Raw genomic sequence first — 20,611 nt, 5'->3', positions numbered from 1 at the left:
CGGACCCGCCGCCATACGTCGCCCCCGCCGCGTGCTGTCCCGGCGGGGCGCGCTGCTGCTCGCGGCCGGCGGGCTGGCCCAGCTGTCGCTGCCGCCGGCCGCCCCGCCGGCGCCCGCGGCGCGGCCGGTGGACCGGCGCGCCGAGGTGGCCGCCGCGCTGGCGGAGCGGGCGCGCTCGGCCCCGCCCTGGGCCGGGCTGCCGGTGGCCGAGGCCGGGTACCGCAACCTGGTGCTCGGCGCCGCCGGCGGGGAGCGGGTGACCGCCGCCGCCGACCTGGCGGTGCGGATCGCCGGGTACGACGAGCACCCGGTGGTGTACCCGCGCCGGATCGGGCTGGTACGGGCCGGGGACGGCTGGCGGGTCGAGCGCGAGGAGAGCGCGTCCGGGCCGCCCGCGCCGTGGGACTTCGGGCCGCTCCGGTCCTCGCCGGGCGCGCACTGCCTGGTGGTCGGGCCGGCCGCGGGACCCGACCAGGCCGAGCTGGTCGCGGTGGGGGACCGGGCGGTGCCCGCCGTCACCGAGGTCTGGGGCGGCGCCTGGCCGGAGCGGCTGCTGCTGGAGCGGCCGGCCACCGAGGAGCAGTTCGCCCGGCTGCTGGAGGGCGACCCGGCCGGCTGGACGGGCATGGCGGCGGTCACCGTGGCCGCCCCCGGCGCGCCCTGGCACACCCCGGCGGACCGGGTGCTGGTCAACCCGGAGGCGTACGGGCGGCTCAGCGGCTTCGGCCGCCAGGTGGTGGTCACCCACGAGGCCACCCACGTCGCGACCAGGGCCGACACCCGGGCCTGGACCCCGCTGTGGCTCTCCGAGGGCGTCGCCGACTGGACGGCGTACCGGGACTCGGGCCGCGGCCCGCAGCAGATCGCGCCCGAGCTGGCCCGGGACGTGGCCGCCGGGAAGCTGCCCGCCGCGCTGCCCGCCGACCGGGACTTCGCCGCCGGGGCCACCGGCATCGCCCAGGCCTACGAGCAGTCCTGGCTGGCCTGTGAACTGATCGCCCGCACCCACGGGCCGCAGCGGCTGGTCGCCTTCTACCGGGCGATCGGCGCGGCCGACGGGCAGGGCGAGGACCGGGAGCGCCGCACCGACCGGCTGATGCGCCGCGAACTGGGCGTCGGCCTGGCGGAGTTCACCCGGCTCTGGCTGGAGCAGGTGGCGGCACTGAAGGGTTGACCGGCCGCGGAGGGCCGGTCAGCGGCGCTGTTCGGCCGGGGTGCCCGGGTGGTCGATGCCGTCCAGCAGGTCCTGCTCGTAGGCGATGCCCGGGCGCACCGGGTAGCCGGCGGACGGCAGCGCGGCGGGCTCGCGGTCCAGCACCACGGTCGGCGGCAGCGGCGCCTCGCCGCGGGTGGAGCGCCAGAGCCGCACGCAGGAGAGCACGGCGGCGGCCAGCAGCAGCAGGTTGCGCGCGGCCAGGACGGCGACCGCCGCCGGCTCGCTGGCCAGGACCTGGGTGAACATGGTCGGGAACTCGACCAGGGTCAGCGGGCAGGCGAGCAGGATCAGCACCGCCACCGGCCGCTGGCTGCTGTTGCGCACGGTCAGGCAGACCGCCGCGACGCCGACCAGCCAGACCAGGTACTGCGGGCTGATCACCCGGCTGGTCACCACGAAGATCAGCAGCGCGCACAGCGCGGCGTCGTACATGGTGGCCGCGCTGCGGCGCTTGGAGGTGTAGCGCCACAGCAGCAGCCAGGCGAAGCCCAGCAGGGTGCCGGCCAGCATGACCTTGCTGATCACGTCGACCCACGGCCCGAGCATCTCGGGGGAGCCGTAGTTCATGGTGACCTTGCCGTCCCAGGCGTCGGCGATCCGGGCGAAGTGCAGCGGCAGCGCGCCGAGCGACTCGACCTCGATGCCGCGGTCCTTCTGGAACGCCAGGAACTCGAAGGCGCCGTTCATCCCGGCCGTCAGCAGGAAGCCGATCGAGACGGCGGTGGCCGCCGCCAGCGTCCAGGAACGGCGGGTGCGGCGGCCCGACGGGGTGCCGATCAGGCCGATCAGCGGCCAGATCTTGACGATGCCGCCCAGGCCCAGCAGCAGCCCGCCGACCGCCGGGCGGCGGATCAGCGCCAGCAGGCCGGCCAGGGCGACCGCGGTGACGATGACGTCGAAGCGGTTGTAGATCATCGGGCCGAGCAGCGGGACGCCCACCACCCACATCCAGGCGCCGGTCAGCGCCCGGCCCCGGCGCAGGCCGGTGCGCACCAGCAGCGCGGCCGCGGCGGCGTCGGCGATCCCGCAGATCACCCAGAACGAGACCAGGTACGACCAGGGCAGCAGGCCCGGCAGCAGGATCACCAGGGCGGCGCCCGGCGGGTACTGCCAGGTCACGTCGTCGAACGGGAAGGTGCCGGTCTGGAGCACGCCGTACCAGGCGTGGTAGATCATCCAGACGTCCGCCGTGACATCGCCGCCGGGCGCCTTCAGCACACCCGTCGCCAGCAGCACCAGCAGGGCGCGGGTGGCGACCCAGGTCGCGCCGAGCGCGGCGAGCGCCCCGAGCGGGCGGCCGAGGCGGCCGCGCGAAGAACCGGGCTCGGTGGCCGGGGCCAATTCCACTGCGCTCCCTCGTTCGTCTCGGACGTCCCCACCGGAGGCGTCGTACCGACGGACGCCCGGGCCGCGTGCTGGACGACGGCCTAGGTACTAGGACTGACCCGGGGGTCAAACGGTTGCCGTGCGCGGTTCCGTTCCCGGTGGGTCATGGTGTTGACCTATCGTACGGATCACCCAGCGGTACACCGCGCACCCCCCGACCGAGCGAGCCGTGGCCTGATGCACAGAACCTTGATCGTCACCAACGACTTCCCGCCCCGCCCCGGTGGCATCCAGGCCTTCGTGCACAACATGGCCGTGCGTCAGCCCGCAGGCAGTGTCGTGGTCTACGCCTCGACCTGGCGGGACGGCACCGAGGTGGCCCGGTTCGACGCCGAGCAGCCGTTCCCGGTGATCCGGGACCGGACGAAGGTGATGGTTCCCACACCGCGGGTCACCCGGCGGGCCGCCGAGATCCTGCGCGCGGAGAAGTGCGACTCGGTCTGGTTCGGCGCCGCCGCCCCGCTCGGGCTGATGGCGCCCGCGCTGCGCCGGGCCGGCGCCGGGCGGCTGCTCGGCATGACCCACGGGCACGAGGCCGCCTGGGCCCAGCTGCCGGTCTCCCGGCAGCTGCTGCGCCGGATCGGCGCGGGCACCGACGTGCTGACCTACCTGGGCGAGTACACCCGCTCCCGGATCGCCGCCGCGGTCGGGCCGCAGGCCGCGGCCCGGATGGTCCAGCTGCCGCCGGGCGTGGACGAGACGACCTTCCACCCGGGCTCCGGGGGCGCCGAGGTGCGCCGCCGGCTCGGGCTGGCGGACCGGCCGGTGGTGGTCTGCGTCTCCCGGCTGGTGCCCCGCAAGGGCCAGGACACCCTGATCGAGGCGATGCCGCAGATCCTCGCCGACGTGCCGGACGCGGTGCTGCTGATCGTCGGCGGCGGCCCGTACCGGGCGGACCTGGAGAAGCTCGCGGACGCCACGGGCGTCCGGGACTCGGTGCGGTTCACCGGCTCGGTGCCGTGGGAGGAGCTGCCCGCCCACTACGGGGCCGGGGACGTCTTCGCGATGCCGTGCCGCACCCGGCGCGGGGGGCTGGACGTCGAGGGCCTGGGCATCGTCTACCTGGAGGCCTCGGCGACCGGCCTTCCGGTGGTCGCGGGGGACTCCGGCGGCGCGCCGGACGCGGTGCTGGAGGGCGAGACCGGGTACGTGGTGCCCGGCGGCTCGGCCCCGGCGGCGGCCGAGCGGATCGTACGGCTGCTGCGCGACGAGGAGCTGCGGCGGCGGATGGGCGAGGCCGGGCGGCGCTGGGTGGAGCGCTCCTGGCGCTGGGACCTGCTGGCCGGGCGGCTGACCTCGCTGCTGGCCGGCTGACGCGGGTACGCCGAAGGGCCCCGGGGAGTCCCCCCGGGGCCCTTCGGCGTACCGGTGCGGCCCTACTTCCGGTACAGGGCCTCGATCTCGGCGGCGTAGTCCTTCAGCACGACGTTGCGCTTGAGCTTGAGCGAGGGCGTCAGGTGGCCGCTCTCCTCGGAGAACTCGGTGTCCAGCAGGCGGAACTTCTTGACCGCCTCGGCGTGCGAGACGGCCGCGTTGCCGTCGTCCACCGCGCTCTGGAGGGCGGCCAGCAGGTCCGGGTCGGCGGCGAGGTCGGCGACGGTGGCGTCGGCGGGCTTGCCGTTGAGCTCCTTCCACTTCGGGAAGAAGTCCGGGTCGACGGTGATCAGGCAGGCGATGAAGGGCTTGCGGTCGCCGACCACCATGACCTCGCCGACCAGGGCGTGGGCCCGGATCCGGTCCTCGATCACGGCCGGGGCGACGTTCTTGCCGCCGGCCGTGACGATGATCTCCTTCTTGCGGCCGGTGATCGTCAGGTAGCCCTCGGAGTCCAGCGAGCCGAGGTCCCCGGTGGCGAACCAGCCGTCCTTGAAGGCGTCCGCGGTGGCCTGCGGGTTGTTCCAGTAGCCGGTGGAGATGTGCGGGCCCTTGAGGAGGACCTCGCCGTCCTCGGCGATCCGGACGGAGCAGCCGGGCGTCGGCTGGCCGACCGTGCCGATCTTCGGCTTGGCGCACTCGTTGAAGGCGGTGGCGGCGCAGGTCTCCGTCAGGCCGTAGCCCTCCAGGACGGTGAAGCCGATGCCGCGGTAGAAGTGGCCCAGGCGCTCGCCGAGCGGGGCGCCGCCGGAGATGGCGTGGGTGGCCCGGCCGCCGAGCGCGGCGCGCAGCTTGCTGTAGACGAGCTTGTCGAAGACGGCGTGCTTGAGCCGCAGGACCAGGCCCGCGCCGCCCGCGTCCAGCGCCCGGCTGTAGGCGATCGCGGTGTCGGCGGCCTTGTCGAAGATCTTGCCCTTGCCGTCGGCCTGGGCCTTGGCGCGGGCGGTGTTGTAGACCTTCTCGAACACTCTGGGCACGCCCAGGATCAGGGTCGGCTTGAAGGAGGCCAGCTCGGCGGTGACGTTCCGGACGTCGGAGACGTGGCCGAGCTTGATCGGCGCCATGATCGGGGCGATCTCGACGATCCGGGCGAACACGTGGGCCAGCGGCAGGAAGAGCAGCACGGAGCTCTCGCCGGTGTGGAACAGCGGGGCCAGGCGCTCGACCACGTTGCCGCACTCGGCCAGGAAGTTGCCGTGGGTCAGCTGGCAGCCCTTCGGGCGGCCGGTGGTGCCCGAGGTGTAGACGATGGTGGCGATGTCGTCGGGGCCGGCTGTCCGGCGGCGCTCGTGGACGGTCGCGTCCGGGACGTCCTGCCCGGCGGTGGCGAGCGCGGCGATCGCCCCGCCGTCGATCTGCCAGGTGTGCTCCAGCCCGGGCAGCCGGTCGCGGACCTCGGCGACCACCCCGACGTGCTGGTCGGTCTCGGTGATCACGGCGACCGCGCCGGAGTCGCCGAGGATCCACTCGACCTGCTCGGCGGAGGAGGTCTCGTACACCGGCACGACGATCGCGCCGGCCGTCCAGATCGCGAAGTCCAGCAGCGTCCACTCGTAGCGGGTGCGGGACATGACGGCCACCCGGTCGCCGGGCTCGATGCCCGCGGCGATCAGGCCCTTCGCGGCGGCGTGCACCTCGGCCAGGAACTGGACCGACGTCAACTCCTGCCAGTGGCCGTCCACCTTGCGGCTGAGCACGGCGACGTCCGGGTGCTCCTCGGCGTTCCGGTGCACCGGGTCGGCGAGGTTGCCGCCGCTCGGTACCTGGTAGAGGGCCGGAAGGCTGAAGTCGAGCAAGACTGCTCCTCGTTCGCGACGCTGCGGGACGGCAGGACGTTACTGCCCGGTAGGCAGCTTCGACCAGGGGGGTCGGCTCCGGTGTTCGAAGTGTCACACCCGGCCGGGTCCGACCTGGCCGTGACCGGGTCGTTCGAATGGCACCCTACGACAGCGCAGGGCGACCGGCCGGTAACATGCCCGGCCGCCCGGCGCCCGCCCGCACCTCGGCCGCCCCGCGCCGCCGCGCCGCCCACCGGGCGCGATAGCCTGCTCCGGGCGGACCGGGCCGAGCGCGCCCCGGCCGGACCGGCAGGCAGATGGACGAGGCGGAGGGCCATTCCATGGCGGAGCACACCAGGTCGAGCATCACCATCGACGCGACCCCGGCCACGGTCATGGCGGTGATCGCCGACTTCGCCGCCTACCCGGCCTGGACCGGCGAGGTCAAGGAGATCGAGGTCCTCGGCACCGGCGAGGACGGCCGCGCCGCCGAGGTCCGGCTGCTGCTCGACGCCGGCGCCATCCGCGACGAGCACGTCCTCGCCTACACCTGGGACGGCGACCGCGAGGTCTCCTGGACCCTCGTCCGCAGCCAGATGCTCCGCTCGCTGGACGGCTCCTACACCCTCGCCCCGCTCGCCGGCGGCCGCACCGAGGTGACCTACCAGCTCGCCGTGGACGTCAAGATCCCGATGCTCGGCATGATCAAGCGCAAGGCCGAGAAGGTCATCATCGACCGCGCCCTGGCCGGTCTGAAGAAGCGCGTCGAAGGCTGACACGACCGAACGGGGGCCGGACGGCATGACGGCGACACGCACCATCCTGGTCAGCGGCGACGCTGGCGCACCCACGGTGGCCGCCGCCACCGCCCTGCACGCCGCCCGGCGCGGCCACCGCACCTGGCTGCTGGCCGCCGACGACCCGCACCGTGCCCTGGACTCCGCCCTCGGCACCCGGCTGGAGCCCGAACCGCTCCACCACGCACCGGGCCTGACCGTCTCCCGGATCGACGAGCAGGCCGCCTTCCGCTACGCCGTCGGCGCGCTCACCGGCCGGCTCAAGCCCGCCCTCGACCTGCTCGGCGCCGAACAGCTCGACCCCGAGGAGCTCACCGCCCTCCCCGGCATCGCCCGGCTCGCCCTGCTGCGCGCCCTGCCCGCCGCCGACCAGGACGTCCTGGTCGTGCTCGCCCCGCCGCCCGCCGAGCTGATCGCCGCCCTCGCCCTGCCCGAACAGCTCGCCCGCTACCTGGACCGGCTCGTCCCCGAGCAGCGGCAGGCCGCCCGGGCGCTGCGCCCGCTGCTGGCCGGGCTGGCCGGCGTCCCGATGCCCGCCGACTGGCTGTACGAGGGGCGCACCAAGGCCGCCGCGGCACTGGCCGAGTCCCGCGCCGCGCTCACCGACCCCGGCACCAGCGTCCGGCTGGTCGTCCGGGCGGACGGCCACCCGTACACGGAGCTGCGCCGGATCCGGGCCGGGCTCGCCCTGCACGGGCACCGGCCGGACGCCGTGGTGGTGCACGGCGCGCTGCCCGCGGCCGCCGCCTCCTCGCCCGACCCGTGGCTGGCCGCCCTGGCCCGCCGCCGGCAGGAGGAGCTGACCGGGCTCGCCGCCGAGACCGACGCCCCGGTGCTGGTCGCCGGCCTGGACGACGCCACCCTGGAGGCCGTCGCCGACCGGCTCTACGGCGACGGGGACGGGCCCGGGCGGCTCGCCCCCGAGCCCTGGCCGGTCGAGGACCGGCTCGCCGAGGAGGGCCTGCTGGTCTGGCACCTCGACCTGCCCGGCGCCGACCGCTCCGAGCTGGACCTGGTCCGCCGGGGCGACGACCTGGTCGTCGGGGTCGGCACCCACCGCCGGGTGCTCACCCTGCCGTCCGCGCTGCGCCGCTGCACGGTGGCCGGGGCGGGGCTGCACGACGGCGTGCTCTCGGTGCGGTTCGCGCCGGACCCGGCGCTCTGGCCCCGGGGCTGACGGGGGGTTCGGCGGGGGGACCGGCGGGATTCGGTCGGGGCTCTGGCGGGCCCTGGGCCGGGTTCGGCGGCTTTCCGGGCGGCCCGGCCGGTCGGGTAGCGTCGGGCCGGAGGGCCGCGGGGTGCGGCCACGGCTGAGGAGGCGCCCGCGATGACCAGCACCGACGACCGCACCGAGTCCGGCGGCCGGCCGGACGGCGAGCAGGGCGGCCAGGGGCACCCGTTCGGCCCGGAGCTGGGCCCGCTGGTGGACGAGGTGCGCCGGCTCGCCGGTGCGCTCGGCGACAAGGCCCAGGAGGCGAGCGCCACCACCCTGATCACCCTCTCCGGGCTGGCCGACAAGCTGCGCACCCAGCAGCCGGAGGTCTACTCTCACCTCGCCGCCGCCGGCACCGGGCTGGCCGCCGCGGGCAGTGAGCTGCTGGCCGCCTACCGCGCCGCCGTGGCCGGGCACGAGAGCCGCTGGACCGCCGGGCAGGGCGCGCCGACGGAGAAGATCGACCTCGACGGCGATGGCGGCGGCGACGGCGGCCGTGGCTCCGGCTTTGACGAGGCTGACGGGCCGTCCGCCAAGCAGTGAAACCGTGACTTCCGGAGGGTGATCGCGCTGCTCTCGTACGTCACGAAGAAGGAGATTAGATACGACTTTTGAAGCATCCCGGCCGCGTCGGCCCAGAGTTGTCTTCGGATAATGTATGCGAGGCTGTGTACGGGGGCCGGGTTGGGCGGTAGCGTTCCGTCCAGCGGAACGAGTGAATAGCTGAGGGACACATGGCTCTGACCATCGGCGTCGATGTCGGCGGGACCAAGATCGCGGCAGGCGTGGTCGACGAGGCGGGCGCGATCCTGGCCCGGACCAGGGTGCCCACCCCGGCCGACCCGCAGTGGGCGGTCGACGCCATCGCGCAGGCCGTGCGCGAGCTCAAGGAGGAGCACCCCGACGTCACCGCGGTGGGCGTCGGCGCCCCCGGCTTCGTCGACAGCAACCGCTCCACGGTGATCTTCGCCCCCAACATCGACTGGGAGAACGAGCCGCTGCGCGGGCGGGTCGAGGAGCTCACCGGCCTGTCCACCGTCGTCGAGAACGACGCCAACTGCGCGGCCTGGGCCGAGTTCCGCTTCGGCGCGGCCGCCGACCACCAGGACATGGTGCTGATCACCGTCGGCACCGGCATCGGCGGCGGCATCGTCCTGGACGGCCGGCTGCACCGCGGCCGCTTCGGCGTGGCCGGCGAGATCGGCCACCTCAACATGGTCCCCGACGGCCTGGCCTGCGGCTGCGGCGGCAAGGGCTGCTGGGAGCAGTACGGCTCCGGGCGCGCGCTGCGCCGCTACGGCCGGGAGAAGGCCGCCGCCGACCCGCAGCGCGGCCACCGGATGCTGGAGCTCAACGACGGCGTGGCCGAGACCATCCGCGGCATCCACATCACCCAGGCCGCCGAGGAGGGCGACCCGCTCGCCCTGGAGTGCTACGCCGAGCTGTCCGACTGGCTGGGCCGCGGCATGGCTGACCTCGCCGCGCTGTTCGACCCGGCCGTCTTCGTGCTCGGCGGCGGCGTCTCCGACTCCGGCCGACTGCTGCTCGACCCGGTCGCCAAGGCCTTCGAGCACTACCTGACCGGCGGGGTGCACCGGCCGCGCGCCGAGGTCGTGCTGGCCTCGATGGGCTCCGCCGCCGGCATCGTCGGCGCGGCGGACCTCGCCCGCGTCCCGTAACCGCCGTACCCCTTCGAGCCCGCCGGCGGCGGTGCGACCGGGCCCCGACCGCTCCCGGACGCACCGCCGCCGTCGCACGTCCCGGCCCGGCCGCGTACGGTCGGAGCGATCCGGTGACCGCCCAGGGGAGGACCATGAGCGCCGCGACCACGACCGCCGCCGAGGCCGGGCCCGGCGCCGCGACCGCCGTACGGGCCGAGCCGCTGCCGCCGCCCGGCCCGGGCCGGCTGCGCCTGCTCAGCTACAACATCCGCTCGCTGCGCGACGACCGGCGGGCGCTGGCCCGGGTGATCCGGGCCTGCGAGCCCGACCTGGTCTGCGTCCAGGAGTCCCCGCGCTACTGGCGGCCCGAGGGCCAGGCCGCCTGGCTGGCCCGGAGCACCGGGACGGCCGTCCTGGCCGGCGGCGGCCGCACCGCCGCGGGTCCGCTGCTGCTCGGCCGGCCCGGCGCGGTGGAGCTGCTGGGGGTGCACGACCGGCTGCTGCCCAAGACCCGCGGCCTGCACGCCCGGGGCTTCGCCGGCGCGCTGCTGCGGCTGCCCGGCACGGCGCCGTTCACCGTCACCAGCTGCCACCTCAGCCTGGACCAGGAGGAGCGGTACGGGCAGTTCGAGCTGCTGCTCGACCAGCTCGGGATCGCCGAACTCGGCATCGTGGCAGGGGACTTCAACGAGCACCCGGACGGGCCGGGCTGGCGGCTGCTGGCCTCCCGGCTCCAGGACGGGTACCCGACCGCGCCCTGGGGAGGCGAGTTCACCTCCGTGCCGGAGCGCCCCTACCAGCGGATCGACGCCGTCTTCGCCACGCCCGGGATCACCGTCCTCGGCTGCGGGGTGCCGCACGGGCTGCCCGGTGTCACCGAGGCCGACCTGCGGGCCGCGACCGACCACCTGCCGGTGCTCGCCGTCCTCGAACTGCCGGCCGGCCGACCGGACAGCGCGACGGGCGGCCGGACGGACGGTTAGACGACGGCGCCGTGGTCCGGGTCCTCCGGCTCGTCCTCGTCGCGGTCCTTCATCCTCGCGACCAGGGTGACGAAGCCGCCGAGGAAGGCGGTGATCCCGACCCAGGCGGGCCAGCCGGAGATCTCCCGCCAGACCACCGCGTCGACCAGCAGCAGCGCCGGGCCGCCGAGCACCGCCAGCCAGGCGAACTTGGCGGTCACGTCGGCGGGCGGCAGCGGCGGGGGCTCCGGCGGGACGAAGTGGCCCTCGTCGGTCTCCTCGGCCAGCTCGAAGTCGCGCGGGCCCGCGCCGCCCGCCGGCATCACCGGCCGGCCGGAGCGGGGGCGGGGCTGGGGGGCGAGGTCGGAGAGGTCGTCCTGGTCGCCGCGACCGCCGGGGCCGCCCTCCTTGTGGCCGCCCTTGAGCTCGTTCTGCGCCCGGAGGTTCTCGACCTCGGGCCAGTTCGGGTTGTTGAGGTCGACCGGGTCGTCGAACTGGGCCACCAGGGCGGCGAAGATCGCGTCCTGCTCGGCCTGGCTGCGCTCGGGCGCACGGCGCGGACGGCGTTCGGCGGCCTCCCCCGGGGCGCCCTCGGCGGTGTTCCCGGCGGAGCCCCCGGCGACGTCCTTGACGGGCGGGGGCGTCGCGGTGCCGTCCGGGCCGGTACGGTCCGTCGGCGCACCGCCCGGGGCGGCCGCGTTCGTCCCGCCGTCCTTGGTCGCGCCGTCCTCGCGGGGAGTCTCGTCCCCGCCGCCCGCCGTGCTGCTCTCGTGCACTTCCGGCCCTTCAGCCATGGTGATCGTCGGATTCGACCCGGGTGACGCCCGCCGCGTGCGCGGGAGCCAGCCGTCGGATGAAGTCCTGGCCGGCCGCGAATATTTCCGCCGCGTCGTGGTCCAGCGTCGCGACGTGGAAGCTGCGCTGGCACAGCCGCTCCGTCACGTCCGTCGAGGATATCCGGGCCAGCACCAGTTCCGAGTTGGCCGGCGAGACGACGTGGTCCTGCGGGCTGTGGAAGAGCAGCACCGGCTGGGTCACCTCCGGCAGCAGCCGCTGGACCTCCCGCCACAGCAGGCTCAGCGACCAGGCGGCGTGCAGCGGGGTGCGGTCGTAGCCGACCTCGGTCACGCCGGCCCGGGCGATGTCATCGGCGACCCCGGGCAGGCTGGGGACCAGGTGGCGCAGCACCGGCAGCAGCGCGCTCGCGGGGGTGTCCGAGCGCACCGACGGGTTGACCAGCACCAGGCCGGAGACCGTCGGCCCGTGCAGCGCCGCGAGCCGCAGCGCCAGCGCGCCGCCCATCGACAGCGCGCAGACGAAGACCTGCTCGCACTCCTCGGCGAGCGCCAGCAGCTCCCGCTCGACCTCGGCGTACCAGTCCTCCCAGCGGGTGAGCTGCATGTCCTGCCAGCGGGTGCCGTGCCCGGGCAGCAGCGGCAGCGACACGGTGTGACCGGCCGCCGCCAGCTCGTCGGCCCACGGCCGTAGCGACTGCGGCGAGCCGGTGAAGCCGTGGCAGAGCAGCACCCCCACCGGTCCGCCGCGGTGGCGGTACGGCTCGGCACCGGGCAGCAACGGCATGGCGGACTCCTTCGCGGGCGGGTGGCGCTGGGGGAGGGGACGCTGGAGGGGAGGTGCTGCGAATTCGCATCGTCCCACGCTCCGCGCCGGGTCGTACACCCCCTACGAGCAGGCCGGGTACGGCCGCTTCGGCGGGGCCGGGCACAGCGGGCGGCCGCGGGGCATTAGGATCGACCGGTCCGCATAACAGGAGGCCCGGGTTGTTCTACCGACTGATGAAGATGATCGTCGCGCCACTGCTTCGGATCTTCTTCCGGCCCTGGATCGAGGGCGAGGAGAACATCCCCACCGAGGGTGCGGCGATCATCGCGAGCAACCACCTGTCCTTCTCGGACTCGTTCTTCTTCCCCGCGCTGATCAAGCGCCGGGTCACCTTCATCGCGAAGGCCGAGTACTTCAACACCCCGGGCCTCAAGGGCCGGCTGACCGCCGCGTTCTTCAAGGGCGTCGGCCAGCTGCCGGTGGACCGCTCGGGCGTGCGCGGCGCCGGCGAGGCCGCGATCCGCAGCGCCATCGCGGTGCTGGAGGAGGGCGAGCTGTTCGGCGTCTACCCCGAGGGCACCCGTTCGCCCGACGGCAAGCTGTACCGCGGCAAGGTCGGCGGCCTGGCCCGCGTCGCGCTGGCCACCGGCGCCCCGGTGATCCCGGTCGCCATGATCGACACCGAGAAGGTGCAGCCGCCCGGCCAGGTGGTCCCCAACTTCGGCATCCGCCCCGGCATCCGGATCGGCCGCCCGCTGGACTTCTCCCGCTACCACGGCATGGAGAACGACCGCTTCATCCTCCGTTCGGTGACGGACGAGGTGATGTACGAGATCATGCGGCTCTCCGGCCAGGAGTACGTGGACATCTACGCGACCGCCGCCAAGCGGCAGATCGCCGAGGACAAGAAGAAGGCCGACGCCGAGCGCCGGGCCGCCGCCAAGGCGGAGAAGGCGGAGGCGGCCGAGGCCGAGAAGGCGGAGAAGGCCGAGCGGGCCGCCGAGGCGGAGAAGGCGGCCGAGGCCGAGAAGTCCGCCGGGGCGGGCACCGCGGAGAAGCCGGAGAAGCCGGAGTAGGCGTCCGGGCGGCCGCTCCGAGCGGCCGCCCGGACAGGCCCGGGGAGGGGCGGGGCGGATGACGGACGACGGCGGCAGAGCCGGCGCGGTCGGCGGCACGGTGGCGGCCGGCGGCATGTCCGTCGAACTCCCGCTCTGGAAGGCGATCTCCTACTTCCGGGTGCTGGCCCTGTGCTACGCGCTGCTGCGGTACTTCAACTCGTACCTGCACTTCCTGCACCCGGTGGCCGGCTGGATCTTCCTCGGCGCGCTGACCCTGTGGACCCTGGCCAGCACCCGGGCCTTCGCCAACCCGCAGCGCTGCACCCGGTTCGTCCTGGGCACCGACCTCGCCCTCGCCGTCACCGGCATCGTGATGAGCGGCATGACCGACTCCCCGGCCCGGATCAGCCACGGCGCGCCCACCCTGCCGACCATCTGGGCGGCCGGCACGGTGCTGGGCTTCGCCGCGAAGGGCGGCTGGCGCCCGGCGGCGGCCTCGGGCTCGGTGATCGGCGTCGCCAACATCCTCGGCCACGGCGGGCCGACCGGCGACAACATCCACAACATCGTGCTGCTGATGGTGGCCGGCTGCGCGATCGGCTACGTGATCGAGCTGGCCCGGGCCAGCGAGGCCACCCTCACCCGGGCGCTCCAGGTCGAGGCGGCCACCCGGGAGCGCGAGCGGCTCTCCCGGGACATCCACGACGGCGTGCTCCAGGTGCTCGCCCTGGTCCAGCGGCGCGGCGCGGAGCTGAGCGGTACGGAGCCGGGCGGCGGGACGGGCTCCGGTACGGACTTCGCCGAGCTCGGCCGGCTGGCCGGTGAACAGGAGCGCGCGCTGCGGGCCCTGATGACGGGCGGTCCGCTGCCGGAGCAGCGCGCGCCGCGGTCCGACGCCGCCGAGCCGCCGGACCCGGACGCCCCGCGCGACCTCACCGCGCTGCTGCGCCCGTACGCGGACGAGCGGATCACGCTCTCCGCCCCCGGCACCCCGGTGCCGCTGCCCGGTGCGGCGGCGGGCGAGCTCGCGGCGGCGGTCGGCGCCGCCGTCGACAACGTGCGCAAGCACGCGGGGGAGCGGGCCCGGGCCTGGATCCTGGTCGAGGACGAGCCGGAGGCCGTCACGGTCAGCATCCGCGACGACGGCCCCGGCTTCGCCCCCGGCCGGCTCGGCGAGGCGGAGCAGGCCGGCCGGCTCGGCGTCTCCCAGTCCATCCGCGGCCGGCTGCTGGACCTCGGCGGCACGGCCGAGCTGTACTCGGCGCCCGGGGAGGGCGTCGAGGTCGAACTGCGCGTCCCGAGGAAGGCCACTCCATGACCGACCAGCCGATGACCGACCAGCCGACCGCCGACCGGCCGGTGCGGGTGATGGTGGTGGACGACCACCCGATGTGGCGGGACGCCGTCTCGCGCGACCTCGCCGAGGCCGGACTGGACGTGGTGGCCACCGCGGGCGACGGCGAGGAGGCCGTGCGCCGGGCCCGTGCCTGCACGCCGCAGGTGGTCGTGCTGGACCTCAACCTGCCCAGCCTGTCCGGCGCGGAGGTGTGCCGCCAGGTGGTCGCGCACGACCCGGCGGTCCGGGTGCTGGTGCTGTCGGCCAGCGGCGAGCACCAGGACGTGCTGGAGGCGGTGAAGTCCGGCGCGACCGGCTACCTGGTGAAGTCGGCCGGGCGGGAGGAGCTGCTGGACGCGGTGCGCCGCACGGCCGTCGGCGACGCGGTGTTCACCCCGGGCCTGGCCGGCCTGGTGCTCGGCGAGTTCCGCCGGCTGGCCGCCGAGCCGGCCCCGGCCTCGGCCGCCCCGCAGCTGACCGCCCGGGAGACGGAGGTGCTGCGGCTGGTGGCCAAGGGGCTGTCGTACCGGCAGATAGCCGACCGGCTGGTGCTGTCGCACCGGACGGTGCAGAACCACGTGCAGAACACGCTCGGGAAGCTGCAGTTGCACAACCGGGTGGAGCTGGTCCGGTACGCCATCGAGCAGGGCCTGGACGACGAGATCTGAGCGCCGCCCGGCCCCGCGCCGCCGCCCCGTCGGACGGCGGTGCCCGGTGCGACGGCGCGGCCCGGTTCGACGGCGCGGCCCCGGGCGGGGCACATCCGCCCGGGGCCGCGCCGCCGGCTCAGCGCAGCGCGGCCGTCGCCTCGCGCAGCAGGCCCGCCACGATGCCGACCCCGTCACGGGTGAGCACCGACTCCGGGTGGAACTGGAGCCCCGCGAAGCCGTGCCCGCGCAGCGCGTGCACGTCGCCGGTGGCGGCGTCCCGGGAGACCTCGACGCCCTCGCCGAGGAGCCGCGCCGCGTCGGCCTCCGAGCAGCGCGCGGTGAAGGTGTTGTAGAAGCCGACCGTGCGCTTGGCGCCGAACAGGTCGATGCGCTCCTGCGCCCCCTGGTACGGGACGGCCTTGCGGCCCAGCGGGAGCCCGAGTTCGGCGGCCAGCAGCTGGTGGCTCAGGCAGACCGCGAGCAGCGGCGAGGTGCGGGCGCCGGAGCGGACGGCGGCCAGCGCGTCCGCGACGATCGGCCGCAGCAGCACCATCTTGGGGTCGTCGGCGAGCGCCGGGTCGCCCGGGCCGGGGCCGAGCACCAGCGCGCCCCGGTGCGCCGCGACCCGCTCGCGCAGCCCCGGCTCGTCGTAGCGGGCCACCGTCACCCGGTGGCCGAGCGAGCCGAGCAGGTGGGAGAGCATCGAGGTGAAGGTGTCCTCGCCGTCCACGACCAGGGTCGGCTCGGCCTCGGTGATCTCGGCCGGCTGCTGCATCCGCAGCCAGAACGGCGCGAGGTCGGCCCGGCGGGAGTCCAGGGCGGCCTGCACCCGGTGGTCGTCGGCGAGCCGGGGCCCGGTCGGGTGGGGCAGCCGGGTGGGCGCGGGCCGGGCGCCGATCGCGGTGAGCACCCCGGCGGCCTTGGCGTGGGTCTCGGCGACCTCGGACTCCGGGACGGAGTGGCGCACCAGGGTGGCGCCGACCCGGACGACCAGTCGGCCGGTGGCCGGGTCGATGTCGGCGGTGCGGATGCAGATCGGCGAGTCCAGCAGCTGCCCGCCGCTGGCGGCGCGGCCGATCAGGGCGAGCGCGCCGGAGTAGTAGCCGCGTCCGGTGGGCTCGTAGCGCTTGATCACCCGGGTGGCGTTCTCGACCGGGCTGCCCGTGACGGTGGCCGCGAACATCGTCTCGCGGAGCACGTCGCGGACGTCCAGCGAGGTGCGCCCGCGCAGCTCGTACTCGGTGTGGGCGAGGTGGGCCATCTCCTTGAGCCGGGGCCCGAGCACCTGGCCGCCGAGGTCGCCGACCGTGCACATCATCTTGAGCTCCTCGTCCACGACCATGGTGAGCTCCTCCAACTCCTTGGGGTCGTGCAGGAACTGGAGCAGCGAGTCGAGGTCGGAGCCGCCGGCCGGGTAGCGGTAGGTGCCGGAGATCGGGTTCATCACGACGGTGCCGCCGCTCTGCCGGACGTGCACCTCGGGGGAGGCGCCGACCAGGACCCGGTCGCCGGTGTGCACCAGGAAGGTCCAGTACGCGCCGCGCTCCTGCTCCAGCAGCCGCCGGAAGAGCGTCAGCGCGAGCTCGGGGGAGAAGTCCTCCATCGTCGCGTGGAAGTCGCGCCGGATGACGAAGTTGGCGCCCTCGCCGTTCCCGATCTCGTCCTGGATCACCCGGCGGACGATCGCGGCGTACGCGTCGTCGTCCACATCGAACCCGCCACCGGCAAGTGAGACCGGCAACTTCGGTAGGGCGTAGGTGAATTCGGCCAACGGCAGGGCGTGCTGCTCGGTCACCGAGAGGGCCTGGAGCGGGGTCTCGTCGTCGTGCGCCTCGAAGCCGCGCTCGCGGATCTGGCGGTACGGGACGAGCGCGAGCAGGTCGTGCACCGGGCCGCCGCCGGCCGGTGGGCCGCTGCGTACGGGCAGGTCGGCGAGGTGCTCGTAGCTGTCGACGGTGCCCAGCAGCACCTCGACGGTGTCCGGGCTGAGCCGGGGCGTGCGGCGGTGCAGCAGGGCGAACGCGGGGGCATCGGGGCCGGTGAGACGGGCGAGCAGGTCGACAGCGGTGGTCACGGGAACGGCTTCCTTCCGGGTGGACTGGTGAGAGGCGGTGCAAGGTCCGCTCCCGGAGGGCCGTCTGCTCAGACGCCGACGGCCGCCCCGAGGGGCGGCCGTCGTGTTCGTCTAGGAACGCGCCAGTTGTGGGCCACCCTGGGGGGAGGCCCACCACCAGGAGTGGCTGTGGGGCGCGTGCATGGTTCGAGACTAGCGGATGCGTCGGGGCGGGTGAGGGGCATCACGTCTTTGTCCGAGATGTGTCTCATTCCTCGGGCAATGGGCACGAGTCACTCCTGCCACCCCGTAGCCTTGGCGGTGTGACCGCTACGACTGAGACATCGAGGGCTGCCCACTCCTGGCAGTCCCTGCCCGCGGCGCAGCAGCCTGAATGGCCGGACCAAGAGGCTCTGCGCAAGACCCTTGCCGAGCTCGCGTCCTATCCGCCGCTCGTCTTCGCCGGCGAGTGCGACCAGCTGCGCGCCCGGCTCGGAGCCGTGGCGCGCGGGGAGGCCTTCCTCCTCCAGGGCGGTGACTGTGCCGAGGCCTTCGACGGCGTTTCGGCGGAGCACATCCGCAACAAGCTGAAGACGCTGCTCCAGATGGCCGCCGTACTGACGTACGCGGCCTCGGTGCCGGTGGTGAAGGTCGGCCGCATCGCCGGCCAGTACTCCAAGCCGCGCTCCAAGTCGACCGAGACCCGCGACGGCGTGACCCTGCCGGTCTACCGGGGCGACTCGGTGAACGGCTTCGAGTTCACCCCCGAGTCCCGCATCCCGAACCCCGAGCGCCTGAAGCGGATGTACAACGCGTCCGCCGCGACGCTCAACCTGGTGCGCGCCTTCACCACCGGTGGCTACGCGGACCTGCGCCAGGTGCACGCCTGGAACCAGGACTTCGTCCGCAACTCGCCGGCCGGCCAGCGCTACGAGCAGCTCGCCCGGGAGATCGACAACGCCCTGGCGTTCATGAGCGCCTGCGGCGTGGTGCCGGAGGAGTTCAAGGCGGTCGAGTTCTTCTCCTCGCACGAGGCGCTGGTCCTGGACTACGAGACCGCGCTGACCCGCGTGGACTCGCGCACCGGCGAGCTGTACGACGTCTCCGGCCACATGGTGTGGATCGGCGAGCGCACCCGGCAGCTGGACCACGCGCACATCGAGTTCGCCTCGAAGATCCGCAACCCGATCGGCGTCAAGCTCGGCCCGACCACCTCGGTCGACGACGCGCTCGCCCTGATCGAGAAGCTGGACCCGGAGCGCGAGCCCGGCCGCCTGACCTTCATCACCCGGATGGGCGCGGGCAAGATCCGCGAGCACCTGCCCACCCTGGTGGAGAAGGTCACCGCCTCCGGCGCCCGGCCGGTGTGGATCTGCGACCCGATGCACGGCAACACCTTCGAGGCCTCCAGCGGGCACAAGACCCGCCGCTTCGACGACGTCCTGGACGAGGTCAAGGGCTTCTTCGAGGTGCACCGCGCGCTCGGCACCCACCCGGGCGGCATCCACGTGGAGCTGACCGGCGACGACGTCACCGAGTGCGTCGGCGGCGGCGACGAGGTCCTGGTGGACGACCTGCACCAGCGCTACGAGACGGCCTGCGACCCGCGGCTCAACCGCAGCCAGTCGTTGGACCTGGCGTTCCTGGTGGCGGAGATGTACCGCGGCCAGTAGGCCCGGTGCCCGTCCGATGTGACGAAGGCCCCTCCGGATTCGGTGTCCCCGAGCCCGGAGGGGCTTTTTCGTACCCGTTTCGCCGGGTAAGGTAAGCCTCAGTGAACTAAGGCTGACCTTAGTCAAGATCCACTCCGCTTCACTCCCGGGAGAGACCGCGATGTACGTGTGCATGTGCCATGCGGTCACCGAGGACCAGGTGAAGAAGGCGATCGACGGCGGTGCCAACACCCCGCGCCAGATAGCGAAGGGCTGCCGGGCCGGCACCGACTGCGGGTCCTGCGTGCGGCGCATCCAGGCGCTGCTCGGCGAGCACGGCGCCCGCCCCTGCCCGACCGCCCGGCTGGCCGCGAAGCTCGGCCTCGCGGACCCGGAGGACCCGGCGGCGCCGTCGGCTCCGGCCCCGGAGGCCGCCCCGGAGGCCGCCCCGGTGGTCCCGCTGCGGGTGACCCGGGCGAACCGGGCGGCCTGACCGGGCCGGGTGGCCAGAGCGGGCCGCGTCCTCAGGACTCCGGCTGCTCGATCACCGTGGCGAGGTAGAGCGCCTCGCCGAGCTTCTCCAGCAGCTCCAGCTGGGTGTCGAGGTAGTCGATGTGGTGCTCCTCGTCGGCCAGGATGTCCTCGAAGATGTTCGCCGAGGTGACGTCGTTCTTGGCCCGCATCACCACGATCCCGCGCTTGAGCCGGTCGATCGCCTCGACCTCGATCTGGCGGTCCGCCTCGAACATCTCCTTGACCGTCTGGCCGATCCGGACGTGGAACAGCCGCTGGTAGTTGGGCAGCCCCTCCAGGAACAGGATCCGGTCGGTGAGCGTCTCGGCGTGCTTCATCTCGTCGAAGGACTCGTGCCGGGTGTACTTGGCGAGCTTCGTCCAGCCGAAGTTCTCCTGCATCTTGGCGTGCAGGAAGTACTGGTTGATCGCGGTCAGCTCGGCGGTGAGCTGCTCGTTGAGGAACTCGATGACCTCGGGATCGCCCTGCATGGTGATGCCTCCTGCACTCGTGCTGCCGTGTGTCCTGCGCTGAGTCCTGCGTGAAGTCCTGCGGTGGGTCCGGTGCTGAGTCCTGCGCTGCGCATCCTGGCACCGCTTTGGGAGGAAATTCCAGTAAGTTCACACTCACTAGGACATGTGTCGGAATATCCGATTCATGGTGAAACGTGCTGGTGGGCGGCCGACCGCTGGGCCGTACGGGCAGGGGCGCGGATCCGCGCAAAGGGGCGCGCGCCGAGGCTCGTCCGCCGTCTGTCACCATGGATCCATGGGTCAGTCGAAACACGAACCGCTTCCGCCGTCTGACCCGAGGCTCCCCCCGGGACAGCGCGCGCAGCGCGGCTGGCCCGCCCTGCACTACGGGCCGGTGCCCCGCTTCAAGCCGCTGACCTGGGACCTCCAGGTGTTCGGCGCCACCGCCTCGGCGGAGAAGCACAGCTGGGACTTCGAGGCCTTCAGCGCCCTGCCGCGCAGCACCGTCGTCGGGGACCTGCACTGCGTGACCAAGTTCTCGGTGCTCGGCAACGAGTGGACGGGCGTGTCGGCCGCCGCCGTGCTCGACCTGGTGCCCCCGGCGCCGGGCGTCACCCACGTCATGGTCTGGGCCGAGTACGGCTACAGCGCCAACCTGCGCCTGGCCGACTTCGCCGACCCGCGCACGCTGCTCGCCACCCACCGCAACGGCGAGGCGCTCACCGCCGAACACGGCTTCCCGGTCCGGCTGGTGGTGCCGCGGCTGTACGCCTGGAAGGGCCCCAAGTGGGTGCGCGCGGTCGAGTACATGCGGGCCGACCGGCGCGGCTTCTGGGAGGAGCGCGGCTACCACAACCTCGCCGACCCCTGGGGCGAGCAGCGCTACTCCTACCAGGAGGAGCCCGGCGACGGGCCGCTGCGCTGAG

19 protein-coding genes are annotated in these 20,611 nt (G+C 74.1%); 13 read left to right on the top strand and 6 right to left on the bottom strand.

From position 1 onward, the window contains the following. The first annotated feature begins 31 nt into the window (after positions 1-31). A complete protein-coding gene (locus tag ACFVXH_RS02300; RefSeq protein ID WP_387819670.1) occupies positions 32-1,174 on the top strand; it encodes a hypothetical protein in 1,143 nt (380 codons plus the stop codon). An 18-nt stretch (positions 1,175-1,192) separates the two neighbouring features. Here the strand turns inward: ACFVXH_RS02300 and ACFVXH_RS02295 are convergent, their stop codons facing one another. Further along, on the bottom strand, positions 1,193-2,563 hold the full coding sequence (locus ACFVXH_RS02295) for a glycosyltransferase 87 family protein (protein ID WP_079271759.1): 1,371 nt from the start codon (positions 2,561-2,563) through the stop codon (positions 1,193-1,195). A 216-nt stretch (positions 2,564-2,779) separates the two neighbouring features. Between ACFVXH_RS02295 and ACFVXH_RS02290 the strand changes: the two genes are divergently transcribed. Further along, positions 2,780-3,916: a glycosyltransferase family 4 protein gene (locus tag ACFVXH_RS02290; protein ID WP_049657557.1), complete on the top strand. Its 1,137-nt coding sequence runs from the start codon at positions 2,780-2,782 to the stop codon at positions 3,914-3,916. A gap of 62 nt (positions 3,917-3,978) precedes the next feature. On the opposite strand, the gene ACFVXH_RS02285 is transcribed toward ACFVXH_RS02290, so the two are convergent. After that, positions 3,979-5,772, bottom strand: coding sequence for a long-chain fatty acid--CoA ligase (locus tag ACFVXH_RS02285; protein WP_117487455.1), 1,794 nt, complete (start codon positions 5,770-5,772; stop codon positions 3,979-3,981). Positions 5,773-6,095: 323 nt separating this feature from the next. On the opposite strand from ACFVXH_RS02285, the gene ACFVXH_RS02280 reads away from it, so the two are divergent. The 5 genes from ACFVXH_RS02280 to ACFVXH_RS02260 all read left to right on the top strand — a co-directional run bounded on the left by ACFVXH_RS02280 (position 6,096) and on the right by ACFVXH_RS02260 (position 10,408). Next, on the top strand, positions 6,096-6,530 hold the full coding sequence (locus tag ACFVXH_RS02280) for an SRPBCC family protein (protein ID WP_049657553.1): 435 nt from the start codon (positions 6,096-6,098) through the stop codon (positions 6,528-6,530). A 25-nt stretch (positions 6,531-6,555) separates the two neighbouring features. Beyond that, the gene (locus tag ACFVXH_RS02275) at positions 6,556-7,728 is read left to right on the top strand and encodes an ArsA family ATPase (protein ID WP_375877460.1); all 1,173 of its coding nucleotides are present in this window, start codon (positions 6,556-6,558) and stop codon (positions 7,726-7,728) included. A gap of 150 nt (positions 7,729-7,878) precedes the next feature. Next, positions 7,879-8,307, top strand: coding sequence for a DUF5304 family protein (locus ACFVXH_RS02270; RefSeq protein ID WP_387819668.1), 429 nt, complete (start codon positions 7,879-7,881; stop codon positions 8,305-8,307). A 191-nt stretch (positions 8,308-8,498) separates the two neighbouring features. Continuing rightward, complete coding sequence (locus tag ACFVXH_RS02265) at positions 8,499-9,443, top strand: ROK family glucokinase (RefSeq protein WP_049660648.1); 945 nt, start codon at positions 8,499-8,501, stop codon at positions 9,441-9,443. Positions 9,444-9,577: 134 nt separating this feature from the next. Beyond that, the gene (locus tag ACFVXH_RS02260) at positions 9,578-10,408 is read left to right on the top strand and encodes an endonuclease/exonuclease/phosphatase family protein (RefSeq protein ID WP_387819666.1); all 831 of its coding nucleotides are present in this window, start codon (positions 9,578-9,580) and stop codon (positions 10,406-10,408) included. On the opposite strand, the gene ACFVXH_RS02255 is transcribed toward ACFVXH_RS02260, so the two are convergent. Together ACFVXH_RS02255 and ACFVXH_RS02250 are read right to left on the bottom strand one after the other, a co-directional pair. Next, positions 10,405-11,163 (bottom strand): hypothetical protein, encoded by a 759-nt coding sequence (locus ACFVXH_RS02255; protein ID WP_387819664.1) that lies wholly within the window; start codon positions 11,161-11,163, stop codon positions 10,405-10,407. The genes ACFVXH_RS02260 and ACFVXH_RS02255 overlap by 4 nt on opposite strands. Before the next feature lie 10 nt (positions 11,164-11,173). Continuing rightward, positions 11,174-11,968 (bottom strand): carboxylesterase, encoded by a 795-nt coding sequence (locus ACFVXH_RS02250; protein ID WP_049659385.1) that lies wholly within the window; start codon positions 11,966-11,968, stop codon positions 11,174-11,176. Positions 11,969-12,168: 200 nt separating this feature from the next. Here ACFVXH_RS02250 and ACFVXH_RS02245 point away from each other — a divergent pair, with 200 nt between their 5' ends. From ACFVXH_RS02245 to ACFVXH_RS02235, 3 genes are read left to right on the top strand one after another with little or no spacing between them, the layout of a single operon-like run. Then, entirely contained in the window at positions 12,169-13,026 is an 858-nt protein-coding gene (locus ACFVXH_RS02245) for a 1-acyl-sn-glycerol-3-phosphate acyltransferase (RefSeq protein WP_074000901.1), read from the top strand. A 58-nt stretch (positions 13,027-13,084) separates the two neighbouring features. Then, positions 13,085-14,326 (top strand): MacS family sensor histidine kinase, encoded by a 1,242-nt coding sequence (gene macS, locus ACFVXH_RS02240; RefSeq protein ID WP_387819661.1) that lies wholly within the window; start codon positions 13,085-13,087, stop codon positions 14,324-14,326. Next, positions 14,323-15,012 (top strand): response regulator, encoded by a 690-nt coding sequence (locus ACFVXH_RS02235; RefSeq protein WP_387819659.1) that lies wholly within the window; start codon positions 14,323-14,325, stop codon positions 15,010-15,012. Before macS ends, ACFVXH_RS02235 begins: the two co-directional genes overlap by 4 nt. A 118-nt stretch (positions 15,013-15,130) precedes the next feature. Here the strand turns inward: ACFVXH_RS02235 and ACFVXH_RS02230 are convergent, their stop codons facing one another. Further along, positions 15,131-17,068 (bottom strand): anthranilate synthase family protein, encoded by a 1,938-nt coding sequence (locus ACFVXH_RS02230; protein WP_380743432.1) that lies wholly within the window; start codon positions 17,066-17,068, stop codon positions 15,131-15,133. Positions 17,069-17,370: 302 nt separating this feature from the next. On the opposite strand from ACFVXH_RS02230, the gene ACFVXH_RS02225 reads away from it, so the two are divergent. After that, positions 17,371-18,720: a class II 3-deoxy-7-phosphoheptulonate synthase gene (locus ACFVXH_RS02225; protein ID WP_049655382.1), complete on the top strand. Its 1,350-nt coding sequence runs from the start codon at positions 17,371-17,373 to the stop codon at positions 18,718-18,720. 160 nt (positions 18,721-18,880) lie between these two features. Beyond that, entirely contained in the window at positions 18,881-19,192 is a 312-nt protein-coding gene (locus tag ACFVXH_RS02220; RefSeq protein ID WP_387819657.1) for a bacterioferritin-associated ferredoxin, read from the top strand. A 31-nt stretch (positions 19,193-19,223) separates the two neighbouring features. Here ACFVXH_RS02220 and bfr read toward each other — a convergent pair whose 3' ends face one another. Next, positions 19,224-19,703, bottom strand: coding sequence for a bacterioferritin (bfr, locus tag ACFVXH_RS02215; protein WP_049655380.1), 480 nt, complete (start codon positions 19,701-19,703; stop codon positions 19,224-19,226). Between the two features lie 277 nt (positions 19,704-19,980). Here bfr and ACFVXH_RS02210 point away from each other — a divergent pair, with 277 nt between their 5' ends. After that, complete coding sequence (locus tag ACFVXH_RS02210; RefSeq protein WP_049655378.1) at positions 19,981-20,610, top strand: molybdopterin-dependent oxidoreductase; 630 nt, start codon at positions 19,981-19,983, stop codon at positions 20,608-20,610. Position 20,611 lies beyond the last annotated feature (1 nt).

This window comes from Kitasatospora sp. NPDC058184, from assembly GCF_042883725.1.
In the GTDB taxonomy this organism is placed as follows: domain Bacteria; phylum Actinomycetota; class Actinomycetes; order Streptomycetales; family Streptomycetaceae; genus Kitasatospora.
Note: the sequence above shows the minus strand (reverse complement) of the source record. Positions and strands in the feature narration are given on the sequence as shown.

Bases quoted from the DNA above. Each gene is read 5' to 3' on its own strand.
- ACFVXH_RS02270 (WP_387819668.1), top strand. From the start codon at position 7,879: ATGACCAGCACCGACGACCGCACCGAGTCCGGCGGCCGGCCGGACGGC.
- ACFVXH_RS02250 (WP_049659385.1), bottom strand. From the start codon at position 11,968: ATGCCGTTGCTGCCCGGTGCCGAGCCGTACCGCCACCGCGGCGGACCG.
- ACFVXH_RS02260 (WP_387819666.1), top strand. From the start codon at position 9,578: ATGAGCGCCGCGACCACGACCGCCGCCGAGGCCGGGCCCGGCGCCGCG.
- ACFVXH_RS02290 (WP_049657557.1), top strand. From the start codon at position 2,780: ATGCACAGAACCTTGATCGTCACCAACGACTTCCCGCCCCGCCCCGGT.
- ACFVXH_RS02220 (WP_387819657.1), top strand. From the start codon at position 18,881: ATGTACGTGTGCATGTGCCATGCGGTCACCGAGGACCAGGTGAAGAAG.
- ACFVXH_RS02280 (WP_049657553.1), top strand. From the start codon at position 6,096: ATGGCGGAGCACACCAGGTCGAGCATCACCATCGACGCGACCCCGGCC.
- ACFVXH_RS02265 (WP_049660648.1), top strand. From the start codon at position 8,499: ATGGCTCTGACCATCGGCGTCGATGTCGGCGGGACCAAGATCGCGGCA.
- ACFVXH_RS02275 (WP_375877460.1), top strand. From the start codon at position 6,556: ATGACGGCGACACGCACCATCCTGGTCAGCGGCGACGCTGGCGCACCC.
- ACFVXH_RS02235 (WP_387819659.1), top strand. From the start codon at position 14,323: ATGACCGACCAGCCGATGACCGACCAGCCGACCGCCGACCGGCCGGTG.
- bfr (WP_049655380.1), bottom strand. From the start codon at position 19,703: ATGCAGGGCGATCCCGAGGTCATCGAGTTCCTCAACGAGCAGCTCACC.
- macS (WP_387819661.1), top strand. From the start codon at position 13,085: ATGACGGACGACGGCGGCAGAGCCGGCGCGGTCGGCGGCACGGTGGCG.
- ACFVXH_RS02210 (WP_049655378.1), top strand. From the start codon at position 19,981: ATGGGTCAGTCGAAACACGAACCGCTTCCGCCGTCTGACCCGAGGCTC.